The 21,675-nt window shown below is 64.4% G+C and carries 18 protein-coding genes and 1 pseudogene; 11 read left to right on the top strand and 8 right to left on the bottom strand.

Annotated features, from left to right (window positions below; all coding sequences use genetic code 11):
- Positions 1–331: 331 nt before the first annotated feature.
- Entirely contained in the window at positions 332–1,543 is a 1,212-nt protein-coding gene (locus tag RI103_RS16305) for an MFS transporter (protein ID WP_310812958.1), read from the bottom strand.
- A 389-nt stretch (positions 1,544–1,932) separates the two neighbouring features.
- Between RI103_RS16305 and xdhA the strand changes: the two genes are divergently transcribed.
- The 3 genes from xdhA to xdhC are packed head-to-tail and all read left to right on the top strand — an operon-like array spanning position 1,933 to position 6,477.
- The gene (xdhA, locus tag RI103_RS16300; protein ID WP_310812957.1) at positions 1,933–3,456 is read left to right on the top strand and encodes a xanthine dehydrogenase small subunit; all 1,524 of its coding nucleotides are present in this window, start codon (positions 1,933–1,935) and stop codon (positions 3,454–3,456) included.
- A gap of 29 nt (positions 3,457–3,485) precedes the next feature.
- Positions 3,486–5,858: a xanthine dehydrogenase molybdopterin binding subunit gene (gene xdhB, locus RI103_RS16295; RefSeq protein ID WP_310812956.1), complete on the top strand. Its 2,373-nt coding sequence runs from the start codon at positions 3,486–3,488 to the stop codon at positions 5,856–5,858.
- 52 nt (positions 5,859–5,910) lie between these two features.
- Entirely contained in the window at positions 5,911–6,477 is a 567-nt protein-coding gene (xdhC, locus tag RI103_RS16290) for a xanthine dehydrogenase accessory protein XdhC (protein WP_310812955.1), read from the top strand.
- A gap of 62 nt (positions 6,478–6,539) precedes the next feature.
- Here the strand turns inward: xdhC and RI103_RS16285 are convergent, their stop codons facing one another.
- The 3 genes from RI103_RS16285 to RI103_RS16275 form a co-directional block, all read right to left on the bottom strand.
- Positions 6,540–7,520, bottom strand: a complete 981-nt coding sequence (locus tag RI103_RS16285; protein ID WP_310812954.1) for a LysR substrate-binding domain-containing protein — start codon at positions 7,518–7,520, stop codon at positions 6,540–6,542.
- Positions 7,521–7,754: 234 nt separating this feature from the next.
- Complete coding sequence (locus RI103_RS16280) at positions 7,755–8,405, bottom strand: 2-hydroxychromene-2-carboxylate isomerase (protein ID WP_310812953.1); 651 nt, start codon at positions 8,403–8,405, stop codon at positions 7,755–7,757.
- Between the two features lie 91 nt (positions 8,406–8,496).
- A complete protein-coding gene (locus RI103_RS16275; RefSeq protein ID WP_310812952.1) occupies positions 8,497–9,984 on the bottom strand; it encodes a TAXI family TRAP transporter solute-binding subunit in 1,488 nt (495 codons plus the stop codon).
- A gap of 596 nt (positions 9,985–10,580) precedes the next feature.
- Between RI103_RS16275 and RI103_RS16270 the strand changes: the two genes are divergently transcribed.
- Both RI103_RS16270 and RI103_RS16265 read left to right on the top strand, forming a co-directional pair.
- The gene (locus RI103_RS16270) at positions 10,581–10,934 is read left to right on the top strand and encodes a BON domain-containing protein (RefSeq protein WP_310812951.1); all 354 of its coding nucleotides are present in this window, start codon (positions 10,581–10,583) and stop codon (positions 10,932–10,934) included.
- A 246-nt stretch (positions 10,935–11,180) separates the two neighbouring features.
- Complete coding sequence (locus RI103_RS16265) at positions 11,181–11,429, top strand: hypothetical protein (protein ID WP_310812950.1); 249 nt, start codon at positions 11,181–11,183, stop codon at positions 11,427–11,429.
- Positions 11,430–11,474: 45 nt separating this feature from the next.
- Here RI103_RS16265 and RI103_RS16260 read toward each other — a convergent pair whose 3' ends face one another.
- Positions 11,475–12,263, bottom strand: a complete 789-nt coding sequence (locus RI103_RS16260; RefSeq protein WP_310812949.1) for a sulfite exporter TauE/SafE family protein — start codon at positions 12,261–12,263, stop codon at positions 11,475–11,477.
- A 203-nt stretch (positions 12,264–12,466) separates the two neighbouring features.
- Here RI103_RS16260 and RI103_RS16255 point away from each other — a divergent pair.
- Positions 12,467–12,682, top strand: a pseudogene (locus RI103_RS16255) (EamA family transporter); the annotation flags it as partial.
- 53 nt (positions 12,683–12,735) lie between these two features.
- On the opposite strand, the gene RI103_RS16250 reads toward RI103_RS16255, so the two are convergent.
- Positions 12,736–13,395, bottom strand: coding sequence for a LysE family transporter (locus RI103_RS16250; protein ID WP_310812948.1), 660 nt, complete (start codon positions 13,393–13,395; stop codon positions 12,736–12,738).
- Positions 13,396–13,776: 381 nt separating this feature from the next.
- Here RI103_RS16250 and RI103_RS16245 point away from each other — a divergent pair, with 381 nt between their 5' ends.
- The 4 genes from RI103_RS16245 to RI103_RS16230 all read left to right on the top strand — a co-directional run bounded on the left by RI103_RS16245 (position 13,777) and on the right by RI103_RS16230 (position 18,853).
- Complete coding sequence (locus tag RI103_RS16245; RefSeq protein WP_310812947.1) at positions 13,777–14,670, top strand: LysR family transcriptional regulator; 894 nt, start codon at positions 13,777–13,779, stop codon at positions 14,668–14,670.
- A 236-nt stretch (positions 14,671–14,906) separates the two neighbouring features.
- On the top strand, positions 14,907–15,884 hold the full coding sequence (locus tag RI103_RS16240) for a hydroxymethylglutaryl-CoA lyase (protein WP_310812946.1): 978 nt from the start codon (positions 14,907–14,909) through the stop codon (positions 15,882–15,884).
- Complete coding sequence (locus RI103_RS16235; protein WP_310812945.1) at positions 15,881–17,119, top strand: CaiB/BaiF CoA-transferase family protein; 1,239 nt, start codon at positions 15,881–15,883, stop codon at positions 17,117–17,119. The genes RI103_RS16240 and RI103_RS16235 overlap by 4 nt, the downstream gene beginning before the upstream one ends.
- 249 nt (positions 17,120–17,368) lie before the next feature.
- Entirely contained in the window at positions 17,369–18,853 is a 1,485-nt protein-coding gene (locus tag RI103_RS16230; RefSeq protein ID WP_310812944.1) for an MFS transporter, read from the top strand.
- 160 nt (positions 18,854–19,013) lie between these two features.
- Here RI103_RS16230 and RI103_RS16225 read toward each other — a convergent pair whose 3' ends face one another.
- Both RI103_RS16225 and RI103_RS16220 read right to left on the bottom strand, forming a co-directional pair.
- Positions 19,014–19,319 carry a hypothetical protein gene (locus tag RI103_RS16225; protein ID WP_310812943.1) on the bottom strand — a complete coding sequence of 102 codons (306 nt, stop codon included), beginning with the start codon at positions 19,317–19,319 and terminating at the stop codon, positions 19,014–19,016.
- Between the two features lie 41 nt (positions 19,320–19,360).
- The gene (locus tag RI103_RS16220; protein ID WP_310812942.1) at positions 19,361–20,902 is read right to left on the bottom strand and encodes a hypothetical protein; all 1,542 of its coding nucleotides are present in this window, start codon (positions 20,900–20,902) and stop codon (positions 19,361–19,363) included.
- Between RI103_RS16220 and RI103_RS16215 the strand changes: the two genes are divergently transcribed.
- Positions 20,871–21,332 (top strand): hypothetical protein, encoded by a 462-nt coding sequence (locus RI103_RS16215; protein ID WP_310812941.1) that lies wholly within the window; start codon positions 20,871–20,873, stop codon positions 21,330–21,332. The genes RI103_RS16220 and RI103_RS16215 overlap by 32 nt on opposite strands.
- Positions 21,333–21,675 lie beyond the last annotated feature (343 nt).

The raw sequence follows: 21,675 nt of genomic DNA, 5'->3' as shown, positions 1-21,675 counted from the left end.
ATGCTGCGAACACGCGCAGCATACGATTGCCAGCAGGACGGGGTATACGAAACGCATTGCGTCATCCTTAGCGTTCATCTGCGCCGGACGATTGTAAGGGGAGCGTCGAATGCGTTATGTGCGACCTCGCACGTAAGTGCCCGCATGGAACCTGGGCCGGCACACACGGTTCGCATGTCCAGACGTTTCATGCCATGAACGCTGGCGCAGAACCAGGTTATCAGGCACGGTGCGGAAGACCGCCGCAGCGGCCCGCACAGGGGCCACGCCAGTAGACCGCAATGAATTCAAGGAAAAGCTGAAAACCCACACCAAAGCAGGCAACAAACCGTCACAGCGCCGCAGGCAAATTGGTCACCTTGGCGTTCCGAAGATAAAGCAGAGTAGAAAGCCCCACGCCCGCGGCAGCGGCGACAGCCGCAAAAAGAAACACCGACCCATACCCGAACTCACCGGCAATATACCCGGCCAACGGCCCGGTAATGCCCAGCGAAAGATCCAGAAACACCGAATAAGCTGACAAGGCGGCTCCCCGGCTAGCCGGCGGCATGAGCCCAACCGCCTCGACCCCAAGAGCAGGAAACACCAAAGCAAACCCAAAGCCGGTCAAAGCCGCACCAGCCAACGCAACATGCGGTTCAGGCGCGAGCCACAACATCAACAAACCAGCACATTCAAACGAAAACGAAGCAATCGCGACCCGAAACCCGCCATAAGTTTTGATCGTATTGGCAAACAACAGCCGCGCCCCGATGAACAGCGTCCCGAATACCGTCAACGACAGCGCCGCATTCGGCCAATGCTTCGCCGCATAAAACAGCGTGATGAACGTGGCGATCGACCCGAACCCGGCCGAGCCAAGCGCCAACCCGATCCCATGCGGCAGCACGCGCGTGAACACGCTGCGATAGGACATTCGCTCTCCATGCACGATCGGCACCGGTGCCATCGGACGAGCCAGATAAAAACCAAGCGCCGCCAGCAGAATCACCAGAATCCCCAACGCGGCAAACCCGACCGTACGCTCGATCGCCACGCCCAGCGGCGCACCGATCGCCAGCGCGCCATACGTCGCGATGCCATTCCACGAGATCACCCGCGCATTGTTGCTCGTGCCCACCCGGCCGATGCCCCACAGAATCGCGCCCGTGCCGCACAGGCTCTCACCGAATCCCAACACAAGACGGCTGCACACCAGCAACCCAAGGCTCAGAACCGGCCAGCGCCCGCACAGCACAGCCAGCAACACCAGAACGCCGCTCGCGCCGCAACCGAGCAAGCCAATCGACACAGTCCGCTTCGGCCCCAATGTATCCGCGGAACGGCCCGCCAGCGGCCGCGACGCCAGCGTCGCCAGGTACTGCACGCTGATCGCCGCGCCCGCCAGTACGGCGCTGTAACCCAAGTCGTCGTGGACGTAGCCCGGCAACACCGCTAGCGGAATACCGATCGTCAGATAGCAAAGAAACGTGAAAAAGACGACCGGAATGATCTGCATGGTCGTCGCAAATTCGCTGCGAGGTGTCGCTGAGTCGGTGGACATGGGGAAAACGAGACTTGTATTCGGCGGGAAGGCGCAATTTTCCCATGGAACCGGTTTTCTTGCAGGACTTGCTTAATAATTCGTCCGACAAAAACCCATGCCGGGAACCCTCTGATGGTCCGTTTTTGCGTTGTCAGGGCTCACTTTTTCGGCGCGCCCGCCCCAAGCATCTCGACCTGGATTGGCGGTTAGTCCCGATTAATTTGAAAAATGTGGCAAAAAGTCGGAAAGTCCATAAGCTGATCCCCCTTCAAACCTATCTCGATATCGTTTTGCGGATATGTCCCGCATGCGATCGGAGCTATGGGTTGTATTTATTGACGGTGATAGTTTTCGGACCATCACTGCTGCACGTCCCACGGACCCGGAACATTCGAGAGTAACGAGACATGACTGAGCCGATTCGCTTCTACCACCGCAACGCGATCCGCGAGATCAAGGACGCGCCCGTCACCCGCACCGTCCTGCAATATCTGCGTGAAGACGCGCATTGCACCGGCACCAAGGAAGGCTGCGCCGAAGGCGATTGCGGCGCGTGCACGGTCGTGATCGGCGAGCGCAACGAGGCGGGCGGCGTCGACTTCAAGGCGGTCAACGCGTGCATCCAGTTCGTGCCGACGCTCGACGGCAAAGCGCTCTACACCGTCGAAGACCTGCGCCAGCCGGACGGCTCGCTGCATCCGGTGCAGGAAGCGATGGTGGAATGCCACGGCTCGCAGTGCGGTTTCTGCACGCCGGGCTTCATCATGTCGATGTGGTCGCTGTACGAAAAACACGGCCACGAACATAGCTGCGCGAACAGGACCGTGCCGTCGCGTGAAGTGATCAGCAACGCGTTGACCGGCAACCTTTGCCGTTGCACGGGCTATCGTCCGATCGTCGACGCCGCCGTGCGGATGTTCGAAGCGCCCACGCCAAAAGCGCCGGTCAATGTGGACGCATTGTCGAAAACGCTCGCCACCCTCGAGCGCGCGGACACCTTCCATTACCAGCACGCCGGCCAGCAGTTTGCCGCGCCGCGCACGGTCGAGGCGCTCGCGAAGATCAAGGAAGCCGAACCGGCCACACGTATTCTCGCCGGCAGCACGGACATCGGCTTGTGGGTCACCAAGATGATGCGCGAGCTCGGCAACATCGTGTATGTCGGGCAGATCGCCGAATTGCAGAAGCTCGAGACCAACGACGCATGGATCGAGATCGGCGCGGGCGTGAGCGTCGAAAAGGCTTACGCGGAGATTGCGAAGCAATACCCCGAACTGAACGAAATGTGGCAACGCTTCGCGTCGCTGCCGATTCGCAATGCCGGCACGCTCGGCGGCAACATCGCCAACGGTTCGCCGATTGGCGATTCGATGCCGGGTCTGATCGCTCTCGGCGCGCGCGTGATCGTGCGCGGCGGCGAGATCGAGCGCGAAATGCCGTTGGAAGATCTGTACCTCGCGTATCAGAAGAAGGACATGGCGGAGCACGAGTTCGTCGTCGGCCTGAAAGTGCCAACGCGTACCGGCGTGCGTCAGAACCTGCAGTTCCGCACTTACAAACTCTCAAAGCGTTTCGATTCGGATATCTCGGCGGTCTGCGCGGCGTTTTCGTTCATCGCGGACGGCAACGTGATCCGCGAGCCGCGCATCGCGTTCGGCGGTATGGCCGCCACGTCCAAGCGGGCGACGCACGCGGAAGCCGTGTTGCGCGACGCCGAATGGCACGAAGCCACGGCACAAGCCGCGATGCTCGCGCTCGGCAACGACTACGCGCCGCTGTCGGACATGCGCGCGACCAGCAACTACCGCCTCGAATCGGCGAAGAACACGCTGTACCGTTTCTGGCTCGAAACGCGGCCGAACAATCCGCTGCCCAAGAGCGCGCTCGATGTGCGCGCGGTCGCCGCGGCCTGCGCGCCGGCCGGCGTCTGAGAAGCCCAAAGGATACGGAGAACACGACAATGAATCAGCATGCCGAACCGTTCCTGAAAGACCTTCAGGATCTCGACGACTTCACCCAGGTCCACGTTTCGCGTCCGCACGAGTCCGCGCATCTGCACGTGAGCGGCCGCGCTACCTACACGGACGACATTCCGACGCTCGCCGGCACGCTGCACGCCGCGCTCGGCCTGTCGCCGAAAGCGCATGCGAAGATCGTCTCGATGTCGCTCGACAAGGTGCGCGCCACGCCGGGCGTGGTGGCGATCTTCACGGCCGACGACATTCCGGGCGTCAACGACGTCGGTCCGATCATCCACGGCGACGATCCGATTCTGGCGGACGGCCTCGTGCAATACGTCGGCCAGCCGATTTTCATCGTGGTCGCGACGTCGCATGACACCGCGCGGCTCGCCGCGCGGCGCGCCGAAATCGTCTACGAGGAACTGCCGGCGATTCTCACCGCGCAGCAGGCGCGCGCCGCGAACCAGCATGTCTTGCCGCCGATGAAACTCGCGCGCGGTGAGGCCGACACCAGGATCGCCCGCGCCGCGCGTCGCGAAGCCGGCGAAATGCTGCTCGGCGGCCAGGAGCAGTTCTATCTGGAAGGCCAGATTTCGTACGCGGTGCCGAAGGACGACGACGGCATGCACGTCTACTGTTCGACGCAGCACCCGACCGAAATGCAGCACATGGTCGCGCACGCGTTGGGCGTGGCGTCGCACAACGTACTGATCGAATGCCGCCGCATGGGCGGCGGCTTCGGCGGCAAGGAATCGCAATCGGGTCTGTTCGCGTGCTGCGCGGCGCTCGCCGCGTGGAAGCTGCTGTGCCCGGTGAAACTGCGTCCGGACCGCGACGACGACATGATGGTCACGGGCAAGCGCCACGATTTCCACTACACGTATGAAGTCGGCTACGACGACAAAGGTGTGATCGACGGCGTGACGGTCGATATGACCTCGCGCTGCGGCTTCTCCGCCGACCTGTCCGGTCCGGTGATGACGCGCGCGCTGTGCCACTTCGACAACGCGTACTGGCTCTCCGACGTGACCATCGACGGTTTCTGCGGCAAGACCAACACGCAGTCCAACACGGCGTTCCGCGGCTTCGGCGGTCCGCAAGGCGCGTTCGCGATCGAGTACATCATGGACAACGTCGCGCGCTCGGTCGGCGAAGATTCGCTCGACGTGCGCCGCCGCAATCTGTACGGCAAGACGGAGCGCAATCAGACGCCGTACGGCCAGATCGTCGAAGACAACGTGATTCATGAACTGATCGACGAACTCGAAGCAACCAGCGAATACCGCGCGCGCCGCGCTGCGATCAACGAGTTCAACGCGAACAACGAAATATTAAAGAAGGGCATGGCGCTCACGCCGGTCAAGTTCGGCATCGCGTTCAACGTGACCCACTTCAACCAGGCCGGCGCGCTCGTGCACATCTACACCGACGGCTCGGTGCTGGTGAACCACGGCGGCACCGAAATGGGCCAGGGCTTGAATACGAAAGTCGCGCAGGTCGTCGCGCATGAACTGGGCATTGGCTTTAACCGCATTCGCGTGACGGCGACCGACACCAGCAAGATCGCCAATACGTCGGCAACGGCGGCATCGACCGGTTCCGATCTGAACGGCAAGGCCGCGCAGGACGCCGCGCGCCAGTTGCGTGAACGTCTGTCGGCGTTTGCCGCCGAGCGTTTCGGCGCGGGGCAGGTGAGCGCGTCGGAAGTGCGTTTCGTGCACGACCGTGTGGTGGTGGGCGAGGTGATCGTGCCGTTCGAAGAAGTGGTCGCGAAGGCCTACGTCGCGCGTATCCAACTCTGGTCGGACGGTTTCTACGCAACGCCGAAGCTCTACTGGGATCAATCGAAGCTGCAAGGCCGGCCGTTCTACTACTACTCGTACGGCGCGGCCGTGTCGGAAGTGGTGATCGATACGCTGACCGGCGAAATGCGCGTGCTGCGCGCGGATGCATTGCACGACGTGGGCGCCTCGTTGAATCCGGCGCTCGATGTCGGCCAGGTGGAAGGCGCGTTCATTCAGGGCATGGGCTGGCTCACGACCGAAGAACTGTGGTGGAACGCAGGCGGCAAGCTGATGACGCATGCGCCGTCTACCTACAAAATTCCGACCGTCAACGATACGCCGCCCGACTTCCGCGTGCGCCTCTTCAAGAACCGCAACGCGGAGGACAGCATCCATCGTTCGAAGGCGACTGGCGAGCCGCCGCTGCTGCTGCCGTTCTCGGTGTTCTTCGCCGTGCGCGACGCGGTGTCGGCGGTCGGTGACCACAAGGTCAATCCGCCGCTGAACGCGCCGGCGACCAGCGAGGAAATCCTCAAGGCGGTCGGCGCGGTGCGGGCTGCAACTGCGGCATTGCGGCAATCAGCGTAGCCGTGCGCCGGGAAACAAGCGCGTGAACAACACACTCACTGGAATGATTGCCATGAGCGAATTTTCATCCGTTCAGATCGGCCGGCGCAGCGCCGTGCAGACGCCGCGTCCGGCGCCGATGCATATCGTGCTGTTCGGCGCGGGGCACGTCGGGCATGCGCTCATCAAGCTGCTCGGCAGCTTGCCGTGCGTCGTCCAGTGGGTGGACGAGCGCGACGAACTGTTCCCCGACGAAACGCCCGCCAACGTGCAAATCGAGGCAACCGACACGCCTGACGCAATCGTCGATACGGCGCCGCCCGGCGCGTATTTTCTCGTGATGACGCATAACCACGCGCTCGATTTCTCGCTTGCCGCACGCATCATGCGGCGGCGCGATTTCACCTACTTCGGCATGATCGGTTCGAAGGCGAAGCGCGTGAAATTCGAGCGCCGTTTGCTCGATCGTGGCGTGGATCTGGACCGGCTGGTGGAGATGACGTGCCCGATCGGCGTGGCCGGCATCGTCGACAAGGCGCCTTCGGCGATTGCCGTGGCGGTGTGCGCGGAACTGCTGCAGATTCGGACGCGGCAGGCCGTGGCGCAACTCGCAACGCAGCAGCTTTGCGCGAGCGTTTAAACAATATAACTAGTCGAGACGAAGGCGCTTATTCGGCGTCCGTCAAACTTCAAACCCAAACGTCAGCCCATTGCGGCTGACGTTTCCTTTTTGGGCGCCCGTTTCGCACGCCGCACCTTCTGCGCGACGAGCGTATCCGACACTTGAGACATCAGCGTACGCAGCCAGCCGACATCGCTCGGCCGGTCCGGCTGCGGGTGCCACAACTGATAGCACTTGATGCGCGGAAACGGAATCGGCACCTCGACCACCGCGAGCGGCAGCATGTCCGCGTAGTGCATCGCGAAGCGGCGCGTCGTCGTGAAGATCAGATCGGATTGCAGCAGCGTTTGCGGCACCAGTCCGAAGTAGGGGAGCGTGGCGACGATGCGGCGCTCGGCGCGGGCCCGCGCGAAACCGATGTCGATCGCGCCGCTGCTCGCGCCGCTATACGCCGTCGGCGCGAGATGCGGCGCGGCCAGATACGCTTCGCGCGTCAACGGCATGCGCGTTAGCGGATGATCGGCGCGCATCATGCACACGACCGTGTCGGAGAACAGGTCGCTGCGTTCGAAACGCGACTCGGGCTTCGGCCAGTTGCCGATCACCAGATCGAGTTCGCCGGCGTCGAGCGCGGCCGAATGATCGAGCATCGGGCTCAGCGAATCGATCTCGAGGCGCGCGTGTGGCGCCGCCTCGCGAAACTGCGCGATCACCGTCGGCATGAAGAAGTCGTTCAGATAATCCGGCGCGGCCACGCGAAACGTGCGGCGCGAACGGCCGGGATCGAAGTCGCCATGCGGCGTCGCGACGAAATCGACTTCGCGCAGCACGCGTTGCGCGGACGCCAGCAGCGATTCGCCATATTCGGTCGGCACCATGCCCGACTTGCCGCGCACGAGGATCGGGTCGTTCAGCGTCTCACGCAGTTTGCGCAGCGCGGTACTGATGGCCGGCTGGGTCTGGTTCAGACGCAACGCGGTCTGCGTGACGCTGCGCTCGACCAGCAGCGTACGCAGCACGCGCACGAGCCAGATATCGAGGGAGGCGGCGGTGTCGTCCATGGTTTGAGCGAGGCGGGGCAAGCGGATCGGATCCGATGAGGCGTCGTACGGAGCCGCCCGCGAGACGGCTCGCGAGAGCGAGCCGCCAACGCGCACGGCTGAAGGTCATAACCTTAGGCCCGTTTGCGGTGTAGCGGCATAGCAGGCACGGTATGGCCGGCATCAGCAGGGCTGCTTTGCCGCGACAAAGCCGCTCAAGCGCCGTGCGCCTCGCTCGTTGAGCTTACGTCTCGCCTACGACTGAAGGTCCGCGAGCCCCGACGGCAGCGAACTGATCCGTTTGACTTCTCGCGATTCGAGCCAGTTCGGCGTGCGCGCGCAGTACAGCACCATGGGCAACGCGTCTTCACCCCAGAACAATTGATCGTTCAGAAAGAAGGTCGGCACGCCGTAGACGCCGAGGCCAATCGCGTCCGCCGTATTGCGCTGCAATTGCGCCAGCACGGCTTCGCTTTTGATGAGCTCCGGACCGTCGGGCATGCCGACGCGGTCGCACAACTCGGCAAAGGCTGCGACGGTGGACGGATCGCGGCCTTCACGCCAGATGAAGCGAAAAATCTCGCGCACGAAGTGGATGTCGCCGTTCGCCGCGGTGGCGAGCAGCAGCGGCTTCATGGAATCGAATGGATGCGCCGGCGGCATCTTGTACGGAATGCCGAGTTGTTCCGCGCGAAACAGCGCGTGCCGGTACAGGAACGTGCGTTTCGAGGGCACGCCGTAAGCCGGCCGCTGTCCCCAGTGACGATACAGATCATTCAGCACGACCGGCGTGAAACCGAAGTCGAAGCCCGGCCATTTGTCGTGTTGCTCGAGCAACAGGTAGGTAAACGGCGAGACAAAGTCGTAAAACCACAGCGGTTGCCTGGCGTCGATGCCAACGGTCATAAATGTCTCCCGAATTGCCTGTCCAAACGGCGCGTCTGCGCGACCGTCGGAATTGTAATGATCTTACGCGGTGCTGCCACGGCTTGCAGCGTCAATATTGTTTTGCTCCGCCGCCGGGAGGTGTCTCGCCGATTTCAGCCGCTTCGTTGGCGGCGGGCGGCGTGGGTCCGGCGGCTGCTGCTTCGGCCGATCCGGTTTCTGCACCTTCCGGCTGGTTTCCGGCATCGTCGCGCTGGACCTCGCGGGCCTGCGTGAGCCGCTGCCGCACGAAGCCAATATGTTCGCGCAGCACGTAGAACTGATCCGCATAGGCGAGCGGCATCTTCAGACCGTTGACCGACTCTTCGATCGCGTCGAGCCGCTCGATCAGCGAGGCGCGCTCGGCGGGCGAATGGTCGCTGAGCGCGCTGCGTTCGATCGCGATCAGCGCGCCGTACCAGCGGTAAATGCGCGATTTCACCCGCCACGCATACAACGACGGCACGAGGCGCAAGGCTGGCACCAGCAACACGATCAGCGGCACCACGACCACCAGCAGCCGGTCGGCCAGACTCGCCACCCAGAACGGCAGGATCCGGTAAAGGAAGCTCTTGCCCGACTTGTAGTAGCGCGCGGCGTCGTCGCTGACCGGGAAATCGTGCGCGCGCGGGGCGGGGAATTCGCCGGCGCGCTGCATGATGCTGGCCTTGCCGTGCACCTCGCGCGCGGCTTCGATCAAGAGGTCGGAGAGCGCGGGATGCAGCGAGTCGCGCGCCACCAGCTCGGCGGTCGGCGCCACCATATGAATCGGCGCGGACGGCAGATTCTTGCCGAGGTCGAACGCGCCCATCGGCATCTCGAGTTGAGTCAGATAAGGAAAGCGGCGCGTGTAGGCGTCGGCCTGCGAGAAATCGTAGAACTGGACATTCGGCGTGCGGTAGAGCTTGCCCATCACGGCCGGTTGCGCCGAATCGCCGGCCAGGAACGCCGCGTCGACCTTGCCGGAGACGAGTGCCTCGGCGGCGTCGTCGCCGGAGAGCGGCAGCAGTTTGGTCGCGCCGCCCGGCACGATGCCGTTGGCCTTGAGCAGCGCGAGCGCCAGTTCGCGCGTGCCGCTGCCTTCCGCGCCGACCGCGAGCCGCTGGCCCTTGAATTCGGAAAGCCGCGTGACGGTCGGCCCGTGATAGAAGATCGCCAGCGGCACATAGGCCACGCTGCCGAGCGACATCAGGCCGTCGGCCGCGGGGCCGGGCGCGACGCCGTCCTGCACGAAGGCGACATCGACGTTCGACTTCGGATCCGACAGCCGCTTGAGATTCTGCAGCGAGCCTTCCGAGGACAGCACGTTCAGCGTGATGCGGTTGCGCGCCAGAATCGCCTTGTACTTTTGCGCGGCGGTCCAGAAGGTGCTGCCTTCGGGGCCGGCGCTGATGGTTAGTGTGCTGGGCGGCGCGGGCTGGATCAGCCGCACGGCGACCCAGATCGCGACGGCGACGATCAGCAGGATCGGCCCGAACGACACCGCCAGGTCGCGCCAGGAGATCGCGACGAAACGGGCGACGAGACGGGGAGGGCTTTTGCGGCCGGAGGCTGGCTTCATCAGTGACGTGACGTCTACGGTCGAAAGTGAACAGGAACGGCGCTCTGCGGCGCACAAACCGGGGCGAAACGCTTGTGCCGCGCCGGGCCGGCTGCCGCGAAGGGCGCGCAAGCCGTGCGGCAGCGCACGTCGCGCCGATGGTACCTGAGATTGGCCGCCCGGCGGAACGCGCGACAGCGGCCAGCGCCGACAAACCCGTAACAAATCGTGAACTCAGGGGGCAACCCGTGCGCCTGAAGCGATTCGCGCCTCTGGGTATGGCTACACCCGACTAAACCCTTTGCGCTTCTGGCCCGGCTAGATTAAATTGTGCATCGCTGCCGCGAACAGACGTTTGCGCGGCGCGACCCGGCACGACACACAAGAACCGGGCGCGTCGGCGGACTTCGCGGCTTGTCGGTTTCGTAGCGCACTGCATGCCCGTCATCGCAGGCGACAAACGGCAACCGGCCTCTCTCGCCTCTCGCACACCGTGTCGCAGCCATAGTCGGCCGTCGCTCAGCCGCGCCTTGTCGCGCGCCGAGCAAGGCCGCAGGTAGTCGTAACGAAGCCGCTTGTGTATGCGGTCCAATGTGAAGCTAAGGAGAAGAAAAGCTATGAAATCGGTCGGTTTTCTGAAAACGCTGGGCTCGGTGGTGGCAATGGTGGTGGCGTGCAATGTGTACGCTCAGGCAAGCGACGCAACGGCAACCGGCACGACCGCCGCGCCGGCTGCCAGCGCCAATTCCACCAAGAAGGCGAACAGCCAGCTGGGCCGCAAGGTGCGTAGCGCGCTGGCCAAGGCGCAAGGCATCGACGTGTCGAACATCATCGTGCGTGCTCGTGGCGGCGCGGTGACACTCACGGGTTCAGTGCCTGACCAAGGCCAGATCGACGCTGCCGGCCAGGCTGCCAAGGGCGTCGCAGGCGTGACGTCGGTGTCGAACAAGCTGACCGTTGTACAGCAGTAAGCAGACTGCGGCAGGTGGCGCGGACGGTTCACGCCGTCGTGCGCCATCGTGATGCGGACGCGCTCCAGGTTCCGGCAAAAAACGGGAGCCTTTTTTATTTTGATCCGGGATTCTTGAACGGGCGACGCCGGGTCTCGGCCGTTGCGAACGGGACGGCGGCGCAGCCCCGGTCCGACTGTGCGCTGCGACACACTGCTGACGCGTTGCGAAGCGTACTGTGATGCGTAGGCAACCGGAGTCAACGCCATGGACACCTCGCTTTTGCGCTATACCGATCTGCCCATCGGCGATCGGGCGGCTTTCGAACTGGTGTGCGCGCGGCACGGTTTCGCCCCGGCGCATTTCGACATCAGTGCCTGCGCGGATCCGAGCGATGCGGCGCACGAGCGCCTTGTCACCGTGCGACGCGGTGGCTGGGCGCAGTCCTATCGCGACCGTCAAGGTCAATGGATCCGGCAGTTCGAGGCGGATCTGACCTGCCGGTTCTTCAAGTAGCCGCTGGCCGTTTGCGCCGGCGCGCGTCGATCGCCTCGAGGTCGTTCAAGCCAGCACGAGGCGCACGCCGACCACCGTGAGCGTGGCGGCGAGCACGTTGCGCAGCAGTTTGTCCGGCGCGCGCGAGGACAGATAGCTGCCGATCGCGATGCCCGGCAGCGACCCCACCAGCAATGACAGCAGCATCGACCAGTCGATCGAGCCGAGCAGCCAATGGCCGGCGCCCGCCAACAGGGTGAGCGGCACTGCGTGCGCGATATCGGAGCCGACAATGCGTGTGGTCGGCAAAAGCGGATAGAGCAGCAGCAACACCGTCACGCCGATCGCGCCCGCACCGACCGAGGTCAGCGACACCAGCGCGCCGAGCACCGCGCCGGTCAGCATGGTCAGCGCGAGCGTGCGTCCCTGACGCGGCGTGCGCTGTTTGCGCGCGCCGAGCGCCGCGAGTTGTGGACGAAACACCAGCGCCACCGCCGTCACCAGCAAGGCCGCGCCGAGCACGACCTGGATCAGCCGGCTTGCGCCTGGCGTGTCCATCCCGTATCGATGCAGCAGGACCAGCGTGATCGTGGCGGCCGGCACGCTGCCGGCGGCGAGGCGCAGGGTGATCTGCCAGTCGACGGAGCCCTTCAGGCCGTGCACGAGCGTGCCGGTCGCCTTGGTGGCCGCCGCGTACAGCAGGTCGGTGCCGACCGCGGTGGCCGGATGCACGTTGAACAGAAGGACCAGGATCGGCGTCATCAGCGAACCGCCGCCGACGCCCGTCAGTCCGACCAGAAAACCGACGAACAGGCCGGAGAAGGAGTACAGCAGTTCGATGTGGGGAAGTGCCATTGAGGGGACCGCTGACGATCGGGTGGGTTGGACGGATTAGTAGGCGGCAAGGCAGATGCGCACCTGCCTTCGACAGTCGATGGAGGGCGGCGGGAAGGCCGCCGCGGCGCGGCGAAAGCCGCTATTGTCGCAAAACTGCCGCGTTCGCGCATGAAGCGGTGTGCCGCGCGGCTTGCATACGGTCGATCAGCGCGAGTACCTCGGGCGTGTTTCCGGCCGCGCTCGGTTATGCGACGTGGACCTTCCCGCTCGGTCATTTCGGCGCGGCGCGCGCGGCCAATTTCCTCTACCTGACGCCGGCCGTGGAGACAGCCCTGGCTGCGCCGCTGACCGGAGAGCGCCTAGGTCTCGCGACGCTATGCGGCGGCTTGCTGGCGATTGCCGGCGTGGTGGTCGTGGCGTTGCGCGGACGCTCGTGAGACTGAGGCCGCGATCGCAGCGCTAGCAGGCGGCGCTGTGCCGTGACGCCCGCTCAAAGTGCCCGGCGAATCTCCACGACGCCGAACGCCGCCAGCGTGAACCCGACAATCCGGTCGATGGCGACGCGCAGTTTGCTGCCGATCGCATGCCGCGCCAGCGACACCACGGTCACGAGAAAACACCACCACGCGATCGAGCCGCAAAATACGCCGCCCACCGTGGTCAGCGCAATGCTCGATGAAAACGCACCGCGTGGGGCAAGCGTGGTGAACAGCGCGGCGAACATGATGACCGTTTGTGGATTGGTCAGCGTGAGCAGCAATGAACTTGCATACGCGCGCAGCGCCCCGGCGCGGCCCACTTGCGCGAGCTTGCCGTTGGCGCCGTTCGCGCCATTGTCAGCGCCATTTGATGCGTCGGCGGGTGCTTTCTGGAGCAGTGTGCGGATGCCCAGATATAGCAGGAACAGGCCGGCGAGCAGATGCAACGGCCGGTCATACGCAAGCATGAACTGCGAGATGCTGACAAGGCCGAGCGCTGCGATCAGCCCATAGGCCGCGTCGCCGGTTGCAATGCCGAAGCCGATCGCGAGCCCTGCGCGCGGACCACCGGTCAGCGTGCGGCGGATGCACAGCATGCCCATCGGGCCGACCGGCGCGGCAATCGCGAGCCCGACGCCTGCGGCGGTGAGGAAGAGACTGGTGGTGGACATGGCTATCCCTGTGCGGTTGTTGTGGTTCGTGGCGATTTGCGTGCTGCGGGCAGGTTCGCGGCCGACAAGCCCATCAGGATAGCCAGACCGGAAACGCCGGGCAAGTGCGCGCATGATCATAGGCGGGATCGGATTGCCGGGCTCAAGGGGCTCGGACTGTTCGGGTGGCTCAAGCGGCTCGGGCGGCTCAAGCGGCTCAACAGGCTCAACAGGCTCAACAGGCTCAACAGGCTCAACAGGCTCAACCGGCTCAACAGGCTCCAGGCGCTGAACCGCCGCAAACCCGTGCCCGCGCTCCCGCGGTGGATACCCTGGGATAGACTCGGCCGCCGTCACCGTCGGGCATAATTTCCCACTTCAAACCTTGGGACACGCCCGCTCATGTGGCAGATCGATCAGGTGACCTTGCGCTTGTTCATTGCTGTCTGCGAGGAAGGCACGATCGCGCGCGCGGCCGAATGCGAGTTCATCGCGCCGTCGGCGGTCAGCAAACGGCTCGCCGATCTCGAGGCGCTGGTCGATGTCGCGTTGCTCTCGCGCAGTCAGCGCGGCGTGCGCGCGACCGCCGCCGGCGAGGCGCTGCTGCGGCATGCGCGGCTCATCATGCGCGGCCACGAACGCCTGCAGGCCGAACTCAGCGAATACGCGGCCGGCGCGCGCGGCCATGTACGGGTGCTGGCGAACGTGTCGTCGATGGTGGAGTTTCTGCCCGAGGCGCTTTCGGTGTTTCTGAAGGCGAACCCGCAAATTCGCGTGGACGTCGAAGAGCGCGTGAGCGGGGAAATCGTGCGAGGGCTGGAAGAAGGCGTCGCCGATCTCGGCATTTGCCGCGACGTCGTGGCGATGGGCAGTCTCGACGTCGTGCCCTATCGCGTCGATCATCTCGCGCTGATCGTGCCGCGCGATCATCCGCTCGCGGGTGAAGCCGCGATCAGCTTCGAGCAGACGCTGGCGTTCGATCACCTCGGACTCTCGTCGAACGCGTCGGTGAATGCGCTGATGCAGCGCATCGCGGTGGAAAAGGGCCGCGAACTCAGTTATCGCACCTACGTGTCGACGTTCGACGCCGCTTATCGTTTCATCCAGGCGGGCCTTGCCGTCGCGATCCTGCCGCGCGAAGCGTTGCCCCGTCATGCCGCCGACGAATACGGCATCATGGCCGTGCCGTTGCGCGAAGCCTGGGCCGAACGGCGCTTTGTGATTTGCATGCGTGACCGCCAGGCGCTGACGCTCGCGGCATCGCATCTGCTCGATCATCTGCTGAACGCGGTCTGAGGGCGAACCGAAAAACCCGGTCGCGATTTTTGCAGTCGTTCCCCTCTGAAAAGCCCTTAAGGGTTTCCCCTTCACCACGGCGCACACCCGTCCCGCTTGGCTGAGCCGCCATCGCGAGCGGCGATGGAGTGCGTCGCCAACGCAGACTTTCCCGCGCGCCGACGCGCGGGCACGCTGTCGCTCAGTTGCTTCATTCCCCGCATTCTCCGCGGCATTCAAGACCGGGATTCAAGACCATGAGTGATACCCAGGAGCGCGTCGTCGTGACCGAGGTCGGTATGCGAGACGGTCTGCAAAGCATCGCCCGCACGATGCCCACCGCGTTCAAGCGACGCTGGATCGACGTCGCGTATGCCGCCGGCGTGCGCCATATGGAAGTCGCTTCCTTCGTGCCGGCGAAGCTGCTGCCACAAATGGCCGACGCCGACGAAGTCATCGCCCACGCGCTCACCTACGACGATCTGATCGTGACGGCGCTGGTGCCGAATCTGAAGGGCGCGCAACGTGCGCTCGAAGCCGGCGTGCATCGAATCGTCGCGCCGATTTCGGTGAGCGCCGCCCATAGCCTCGCGAACGTGCGCAAGACGCCGGCGGAAATGATCGAGGCGTTCGCGGCGATGCGCGAGTTGATCGACGGCGCGGCGCATGCGGGCGCGCGGCGCGTCGAACTGATCGCCGGGCTGTCGACGGTGTTCGGCTGCACGCTGCAAGGCGCGGTGCCGTACGCGGATATCGCCGCGATCGCCGGCGCCGCGGTGCAAGCGGGCGCCGATGTGATCGCGCTCGGCGATACCACCGGCGAAGCGACACCGCGCCAGGTCGGCGAGATCATCGAGCTGGTGCGCGACGTGGCGGGCGGCAAGCTGCGCTCGCTGCATTTCCACGACACGCGCGGCCTCGGTCTCGCCAACACGCTGGTCGCGCTGCAACACGGCATCCGCGAATTCGACGCGTCGCTGGCCGGACTCGGCGGCTGTCCGCATGCGCCGGGCGCGACCGGCAACGTCAACACTGAAGACCTCGTGTTCATGCTCGACAGCATGGGCTGCGACACCGGCATCGACCTCGACCGTCTGCTCGCGTCGCGCGCCGTGCTCGCCGACGCATTGCCCGGCGAACCGCTCTATGGCTACCTGGCGCGCGCCGGCTTGCCGAAGCAGTTCAGCGCCGCCTGTCAACGTTTCGAATCTTCCGACTCGCAGGTACTGCAATGAATCCGCTTTCCTCTACTTCAACCGCTGCTTCTTCCGTTGCGCAGCAGGGTGCGCTGCCGCTCGCGGGCATTCGCGTGATCGAGTTGTCGCATATGGTGATGGGGCCGACCTGCGGGATGATTCTCGGCGACCTCGGTGCCGAAGTGATCAAGGTCGAGCCGCCGCGCGGCGACGGCACGCGGCGTTTGCTCGGCACCGGCGCGGGTTTTTTCCGTACCTTCAATCGCAACAAGAAGAGTGTCGCGCTCGACCTCGACAGCGAAGCGGGGCTGGCCGCGCTGCACAAGCTCGTCGATACCGCAGACGTGTTCGTCGAGAACTTCAAGCCCGGCCGCATGGCGAGCCTTGGTCTCGATTACGCCTCGCTGCGCGAGCGCAATCCGAAGCTCGTCTACGTCTCGCACAAGGGCTTCCTGAACGGTCCGTATGAGCACCGTCTCGCGCTCGACGAAGTCGTGCAGATGATGGCCGGCCTCGCCTACATGACCGGACCGGTGGGCCGTCCGTTGCGCGCGGGCAGTTCGGTCAACGACATCATGGGCGGCATGTTCGGCGCGATCGGCGTGCTCGCCGCCTTGCACGAACGGCATGCGAGCGGACGCGGCAAGGAAGTGCAGAGCGCGCTGTTCGAGAACTGCGTGTTGCTGTCCGCGCAGCACATGCAGCAGTTCGCCGCGACCGGCGTGCCCGCCGCGCCGATGCCCGAGCGCATCAGCGCATGGGCGGTGTACGACGTGTTCACGCTCGCCGACAACGAGCAGATGTTCATCGCCGCGACCGGCGACGGACAGTGGCGCGCGCTGTGCGCGATTCTCGGCCGCGCGGATCTGTTGGCCGACCCGCGCCTCATCACCAACAATGACCGCGTGCTGGCGCGCGAGTGGTTGTTGAAGACGCTCGGCGAAACGCTGAGGCAGTTCGAAGGCGCGGCGCTGGTGCCGCAGTTCGAGCGCGACCACATTCCGTTCGCGTCGATCACGAAACCCGAAGAGCTGTTCGACGACCCGCATCTGAACGAGAGCGGCGGTCTCGCTCGCTTGATGCTTGAGGACGGCAGCGAAACCGCTATGCCCCTGCTGCCGATTTCACTCGACGGCGCACGCCTGCAGCCGCGTCAACCGATCGCAAGGATTGGCGAGCACACGGCGCAAGTGCTGCGCGATCTGGGCTACGACGATGCGCAGATCGCGGCGCTGGGCGGCGGTTCCACTGGGACGCCGTGCGAAGCCGCGTGAGGTCCTTGATTGGGCGCCTCGCTCGATGCGTCGAACGCAGTCGAATCAATTTCATCCGGCGCAAGACCGGAACTTGGCAACCAATTTGCGTGGGACCGGAGCGACATAAGCGCTAAAGCGCTAACTCCGATCGACAGCTTTGCATGGGATCGGAGCGCGCTGCGTGGGACCGGAGTAAGTGCTGAAGCACTAACTCCGGATCGACATAAGCGCTAAAGCGCTAACTCCGATCGACAAAGGAGACAGAGGATGAAGTCGTCGAATCAAGCGGTGTATGCAACGGCGGTCGGCGATGCCGGCGCGCTCGGCGGATTGCCCGCTGGCGCCGGCGCGTCGGCAGGCGGCCGTGCGGACGAAATCGCGTTGGACGGTGCGCGTATTTCCGCGCGGCTCGACCGCCTGCCGGCCACACGTTCGATCTGGAAGCTGGTGATGCTGCTGAGCCTTGGGCTTTTCTTCGAACTGTACGACCTGATGTTCTCCGGCTACATCGCGCCCGGACTCGTGCGCAGCGGCATTCTCACCGCGACCACGCACGGTCTGTTCGGCACGAGCGGCGTAGCGAGCTTCATAGCGGCGTTGTTCGCGGGATTGTTCATCGGCACGGCGGCGTGCGGTTTTCTCGCCGACCGTTTCGGCCGGCGTGCGATCTTCACGTGGTCGCTGCTGTGGTACACGGCGGCCAACATCATCATGGCGTTTCAGGACACGGCGCTCGGGCTCAATCTCTGGCGCTTCATCGCGGGGATCGGCATCGGCGTGGAGATCGTCACCATCGGCACGTACATCTCCGAACTCGTGCCGAAGCATGTGCGCGGGCGCGCGTCGGCGTGTTCGCAGGCGGTCGGGTTTTGCGCGGTGCCGATCGTCGCGTTTCTGTCGTACCTGCTGGTGCCGAATCGTTACTTCGGTCTCGATGGCTGGCGTCTGGTCGTGCTGACCGGCGTGGTCGGCGCGATCGTGGTGTGGTGGATCCGTCTGCGTTTGCCGGAGAGCCCGCGCTGGCTTGCGCAGAAAGGCCGCATCGACGAAGCGGATGCGATCATGACGCGGCTCGAAACCCGCGTGGCGCGCGAATACGGACGGCCGTTGCCGGAACCGGCCTTGCCCGAACCGGTACGGGCACGGGCGGCCTTCCGCGATCTGCTGGTGCCGCCGTATCGCAAGCGCACGCTGATGCTGATCATCTTCCACGTGTTCCAGACGATGGGCTATTACGGCTTCGCGAACTGGATTCCGACGTTGCTGATCAAGCAGGGCGTTACCGTGACGACGAGCCTGATGTACGCGAGCATCATCGCGATTGCCGCGCCGCTCGGGCCGTTGCTGGGGCTGCTGATTGCCGACCGCTTCGAGCGCAAGACAGTGATCATCTGCATGGCGGCGGTGAATGTGGTGTGCGGGCTGGCCTTCAGCCAGGCGCGCGAGACGGTGCTGCTGGTGAGCCTCGGCGTGTGCCTCGTACTAGCGGGAAATATTATTTCGTATAGCTATCACGCGTATCAGGCCGAGTTGTTTCCGACCAGTATCCGGGCGCGCGCAGTGGGATTCGTTTATTCGTGGAGCCGGATTTCGGCGATGTTCTCCGCCTTCGTGATCGCGGGATGTCTGAGCCGCTACGGCGTGAACGGCGTGTTCGTGTTTATCTCGGGAGCGATGGCGGTGGTGATGCTGGCCATTGGCATGCTTGGGCCGAAGACGCGGGACGTGGCCCTGGAGGATATTTCAAAGTAGTTGGTTTAGAAGGACGCCCGCCCGTGCGGGGCGGGCTCGCTCTCTTTAATGCTTCTTCTGGGTCGCTGACACGCTCGGTGCTACGCGGATCGGCGGCGCGCCCGATGGCGAAGTGGCCGGTTGGGGTTTCTTCTCCTGCTTCGGTTTCTTGACTTCGCGGTTACTGCGCATTTGACCTTTTGCCATGATGGACTCCCGAATTGGCGGTTTTTGCTCCGCTTGGGAGCAATAGGCTAGTGTGCGCCTGTTTTTGTGCTTTATGTTGGGGTTTCTGGTTTTTAAGGCGCGTGCGTGGCTGCGGTGCCGCCGAAGCGCGCATGACGCCCAGCAATTCGGCCGGCGAGCTAGTAATGCCGCGATGCGTCGGGATCAAGCGGCTCCTTCTCGAGGCCGCCATCGCCTCGCCTGTTTTGAACGTGCAAAAAAATAACGTCAACCGGCCCATGAGCCGGCTGACGTTTTTCATGTCTGCCGAGTACCCGGATTCGGGTCCATCAAACGCGCAGCTTACATACCGACGTATCCCACGGGAGTCGTCGCATTGGCCTTGGCGACCGACGCATTGTTCGACACCACATACACCGGTGATTCGGTGAGGTTGAGCGTCAGCACGCCGTTGCTGTAGTTCGCATTGGTCGCGTTGCCCATCATGTCGACCACCTTCACGGTGCCGCTCGTGCCCGGTGCGTCGACGTTGAGGCTGTACGCGACGCTATAGGTCGAGCTGAAGCCCGCGCTCGCGCTCCACACGTTGTTGTTGTGCGCCCACAAAGCGGTGATCACCGCGCCGTTGCCCACCTGCTGGAACGCGTAAGCATAGACACCGGTCGGCGTGCCGTTCACCGGACCGAGCGTCGTGGTGCCGTCGAGCGTGTGCGTCATCGCGCTGATCGCCATGGCAACCGGCTTCGGGCTGATGTTGCTCGCGCCGAACGCGCCTTGCGGATCGCTCAGGTCGAAGAAAGTACCGTAGCCGACTTCATCCGGATAGTCCGCGCCGTAGAACACGTAGGTCTGGTCCGCGCCTTCGCCGAGCGTGATGATGTGCATGCGCGCCGCGACCGCCGCTTGTGCGTACAGCACGTTCGCGGTCGGATAGTTCGGGCCGTACGACGTGCCGAGGTCGTAGCTGATGCCCGCTTCCGTCGAGAACAGATGCATGCCGGTGCGATAGTCGGTAGCCATTTCCGCACGCAGGTTGCGCATCTGGCCGCGCAACGAACCGTCCGCGGTGGACGGATCGCTGTCGTAGCGCTCGGGCGGATGCGACGGCGACGTGCCCGCATCGTAGTAACCATGCGTGGCGACCGCGTCGATGTATTGACCGAAGCCGAGCGGCGCGAGGCGTTTCAGATGCGTGGTGGTCAGGCTCGGGAAGGCATCGGCCGGGCCCATGACCATCGCGTGCGGATCGGTCGAATGAATGCCCTGGTAGACCGCCTTGTACAACGCGACGAAGTTGGCGTCGGTGTCGGTCCACATCTGGTTCGGTTCCCACGTCACCTGATAGTAGTTCGCCGACTGGGTCGGGAAGTACGCGGCGCGAATCGCGTTCGATTCCGTGCCCACGCGGCTCATATAGTTCTGGTAGTACGAAATGTCGGTCGGCAGCGTCGTGTCGTCCTGGAAGGCGCCGGTGCTGCTCGCCCAGGCCGGAATGCCGTCCAGCCGAATCAGACGCATCACGTTGCCGCTCTTGTAGAACGGATCGAGATTGTTGACCGACGGGTTGAACGTGTTCGGTCCGTTCGGTTCCATGGTGGAAAGCTGGCGGTCGTCGATGGTCGACGAAATGCCCAGCGCGGCAAGCAGCGGACCGTTGTCGTTCGCGCCCTGCATGCCGAAGCGATGCTGCTCCTGGCGCGCATAGGTGACGGCCGGAACGACGCCGGACAGGTTCGGCGTCACGCCGAAGGTCGCGATGCCGACCGGACGCGTGCCGGCTTGCGGCAACTGGCCACCGTTCTTGGCCAGCGTGCCCGTCGCCGCGAAATAGCCGGCGAGCGTCGAGGTGCAATTGAACGTGATGGTCTTGGCGCCGCTCGGCACGGCGGTGCTGCCGCTCGCGGCGACGCGGCCGAGCGTGTCGGTGACGGACCAGTTCAGCGTATCCGCGCCGGGTGCGTTGGTGTTGAAGGCGAGCTGGAAGGTGCTGCCCGACGCGAAGATGCGCGTGCCGTCCGCGCTGGGCGTATCGGCGGAGATCGTCGCGCTGCCCGAGCCTGCCGACGTGGTGGGCGAGGCGCAGCTCATGCTCGCGGTGACGCCCGTGGCGTTCAGCGCGGCGGTGCCGGTGCTGGCGTTGCCAGCGGCAGACGTGCTGGCCGCACTGGCCGCGCTGCTGGTGCCGCTGCCGCTGCTGCCGTTGGACTGGGCTGCCGCGGTGCTGGCGGCGCCATTACTGCCACCGCCGCCGCAGCCGGCGAGTGCAAGGGAAAGTGTCGAGAGTAGGAGTAGTTGCGATTTCATCAATCCGTAAGCAATGCATTAGCTGATCATGGTCCGTGTCCTCGCGCAAAGCGCGTCGGGAGATGGAGCGAACAGCGGGGTTCATTTGCAAGCCAGCCGATGACCGAGGCTTCGACACTGGCGTCCTGTGTGCGCGGCTTTGCGGCTGCGCGAAGGTGATGCCTTCCCGGGATGTCGGCCCCGAACGCATTTCTCCGCAGAGAAACTCTTGTCATACGAAACCGGACCGCTGACAGAAGCGGATTTGGCGGAATCGGACGACCGGGGAAGGTACGACGAAAACGGCCAGCGTGTTGAGGAGCAGCGCGATTCAGATCGCAGTACGTGAAGTCACGGCGCCAGCCCATGAACTT

This window comes from Paraburkholderia sp. FT54 (assembly GCF_031585635.1).
In the GTDB taxonomy this organism is placed as follows: Bacteria; Pseudomonadota; Gammaproteobacteria; order Burkholderiales; family Burkholderiaceae; genus Paraburkholderia.
Note: the sequence above shows the minus strand (reverse complement) of the source record. Positions and strands in the feature narration are given on the sequence as shown.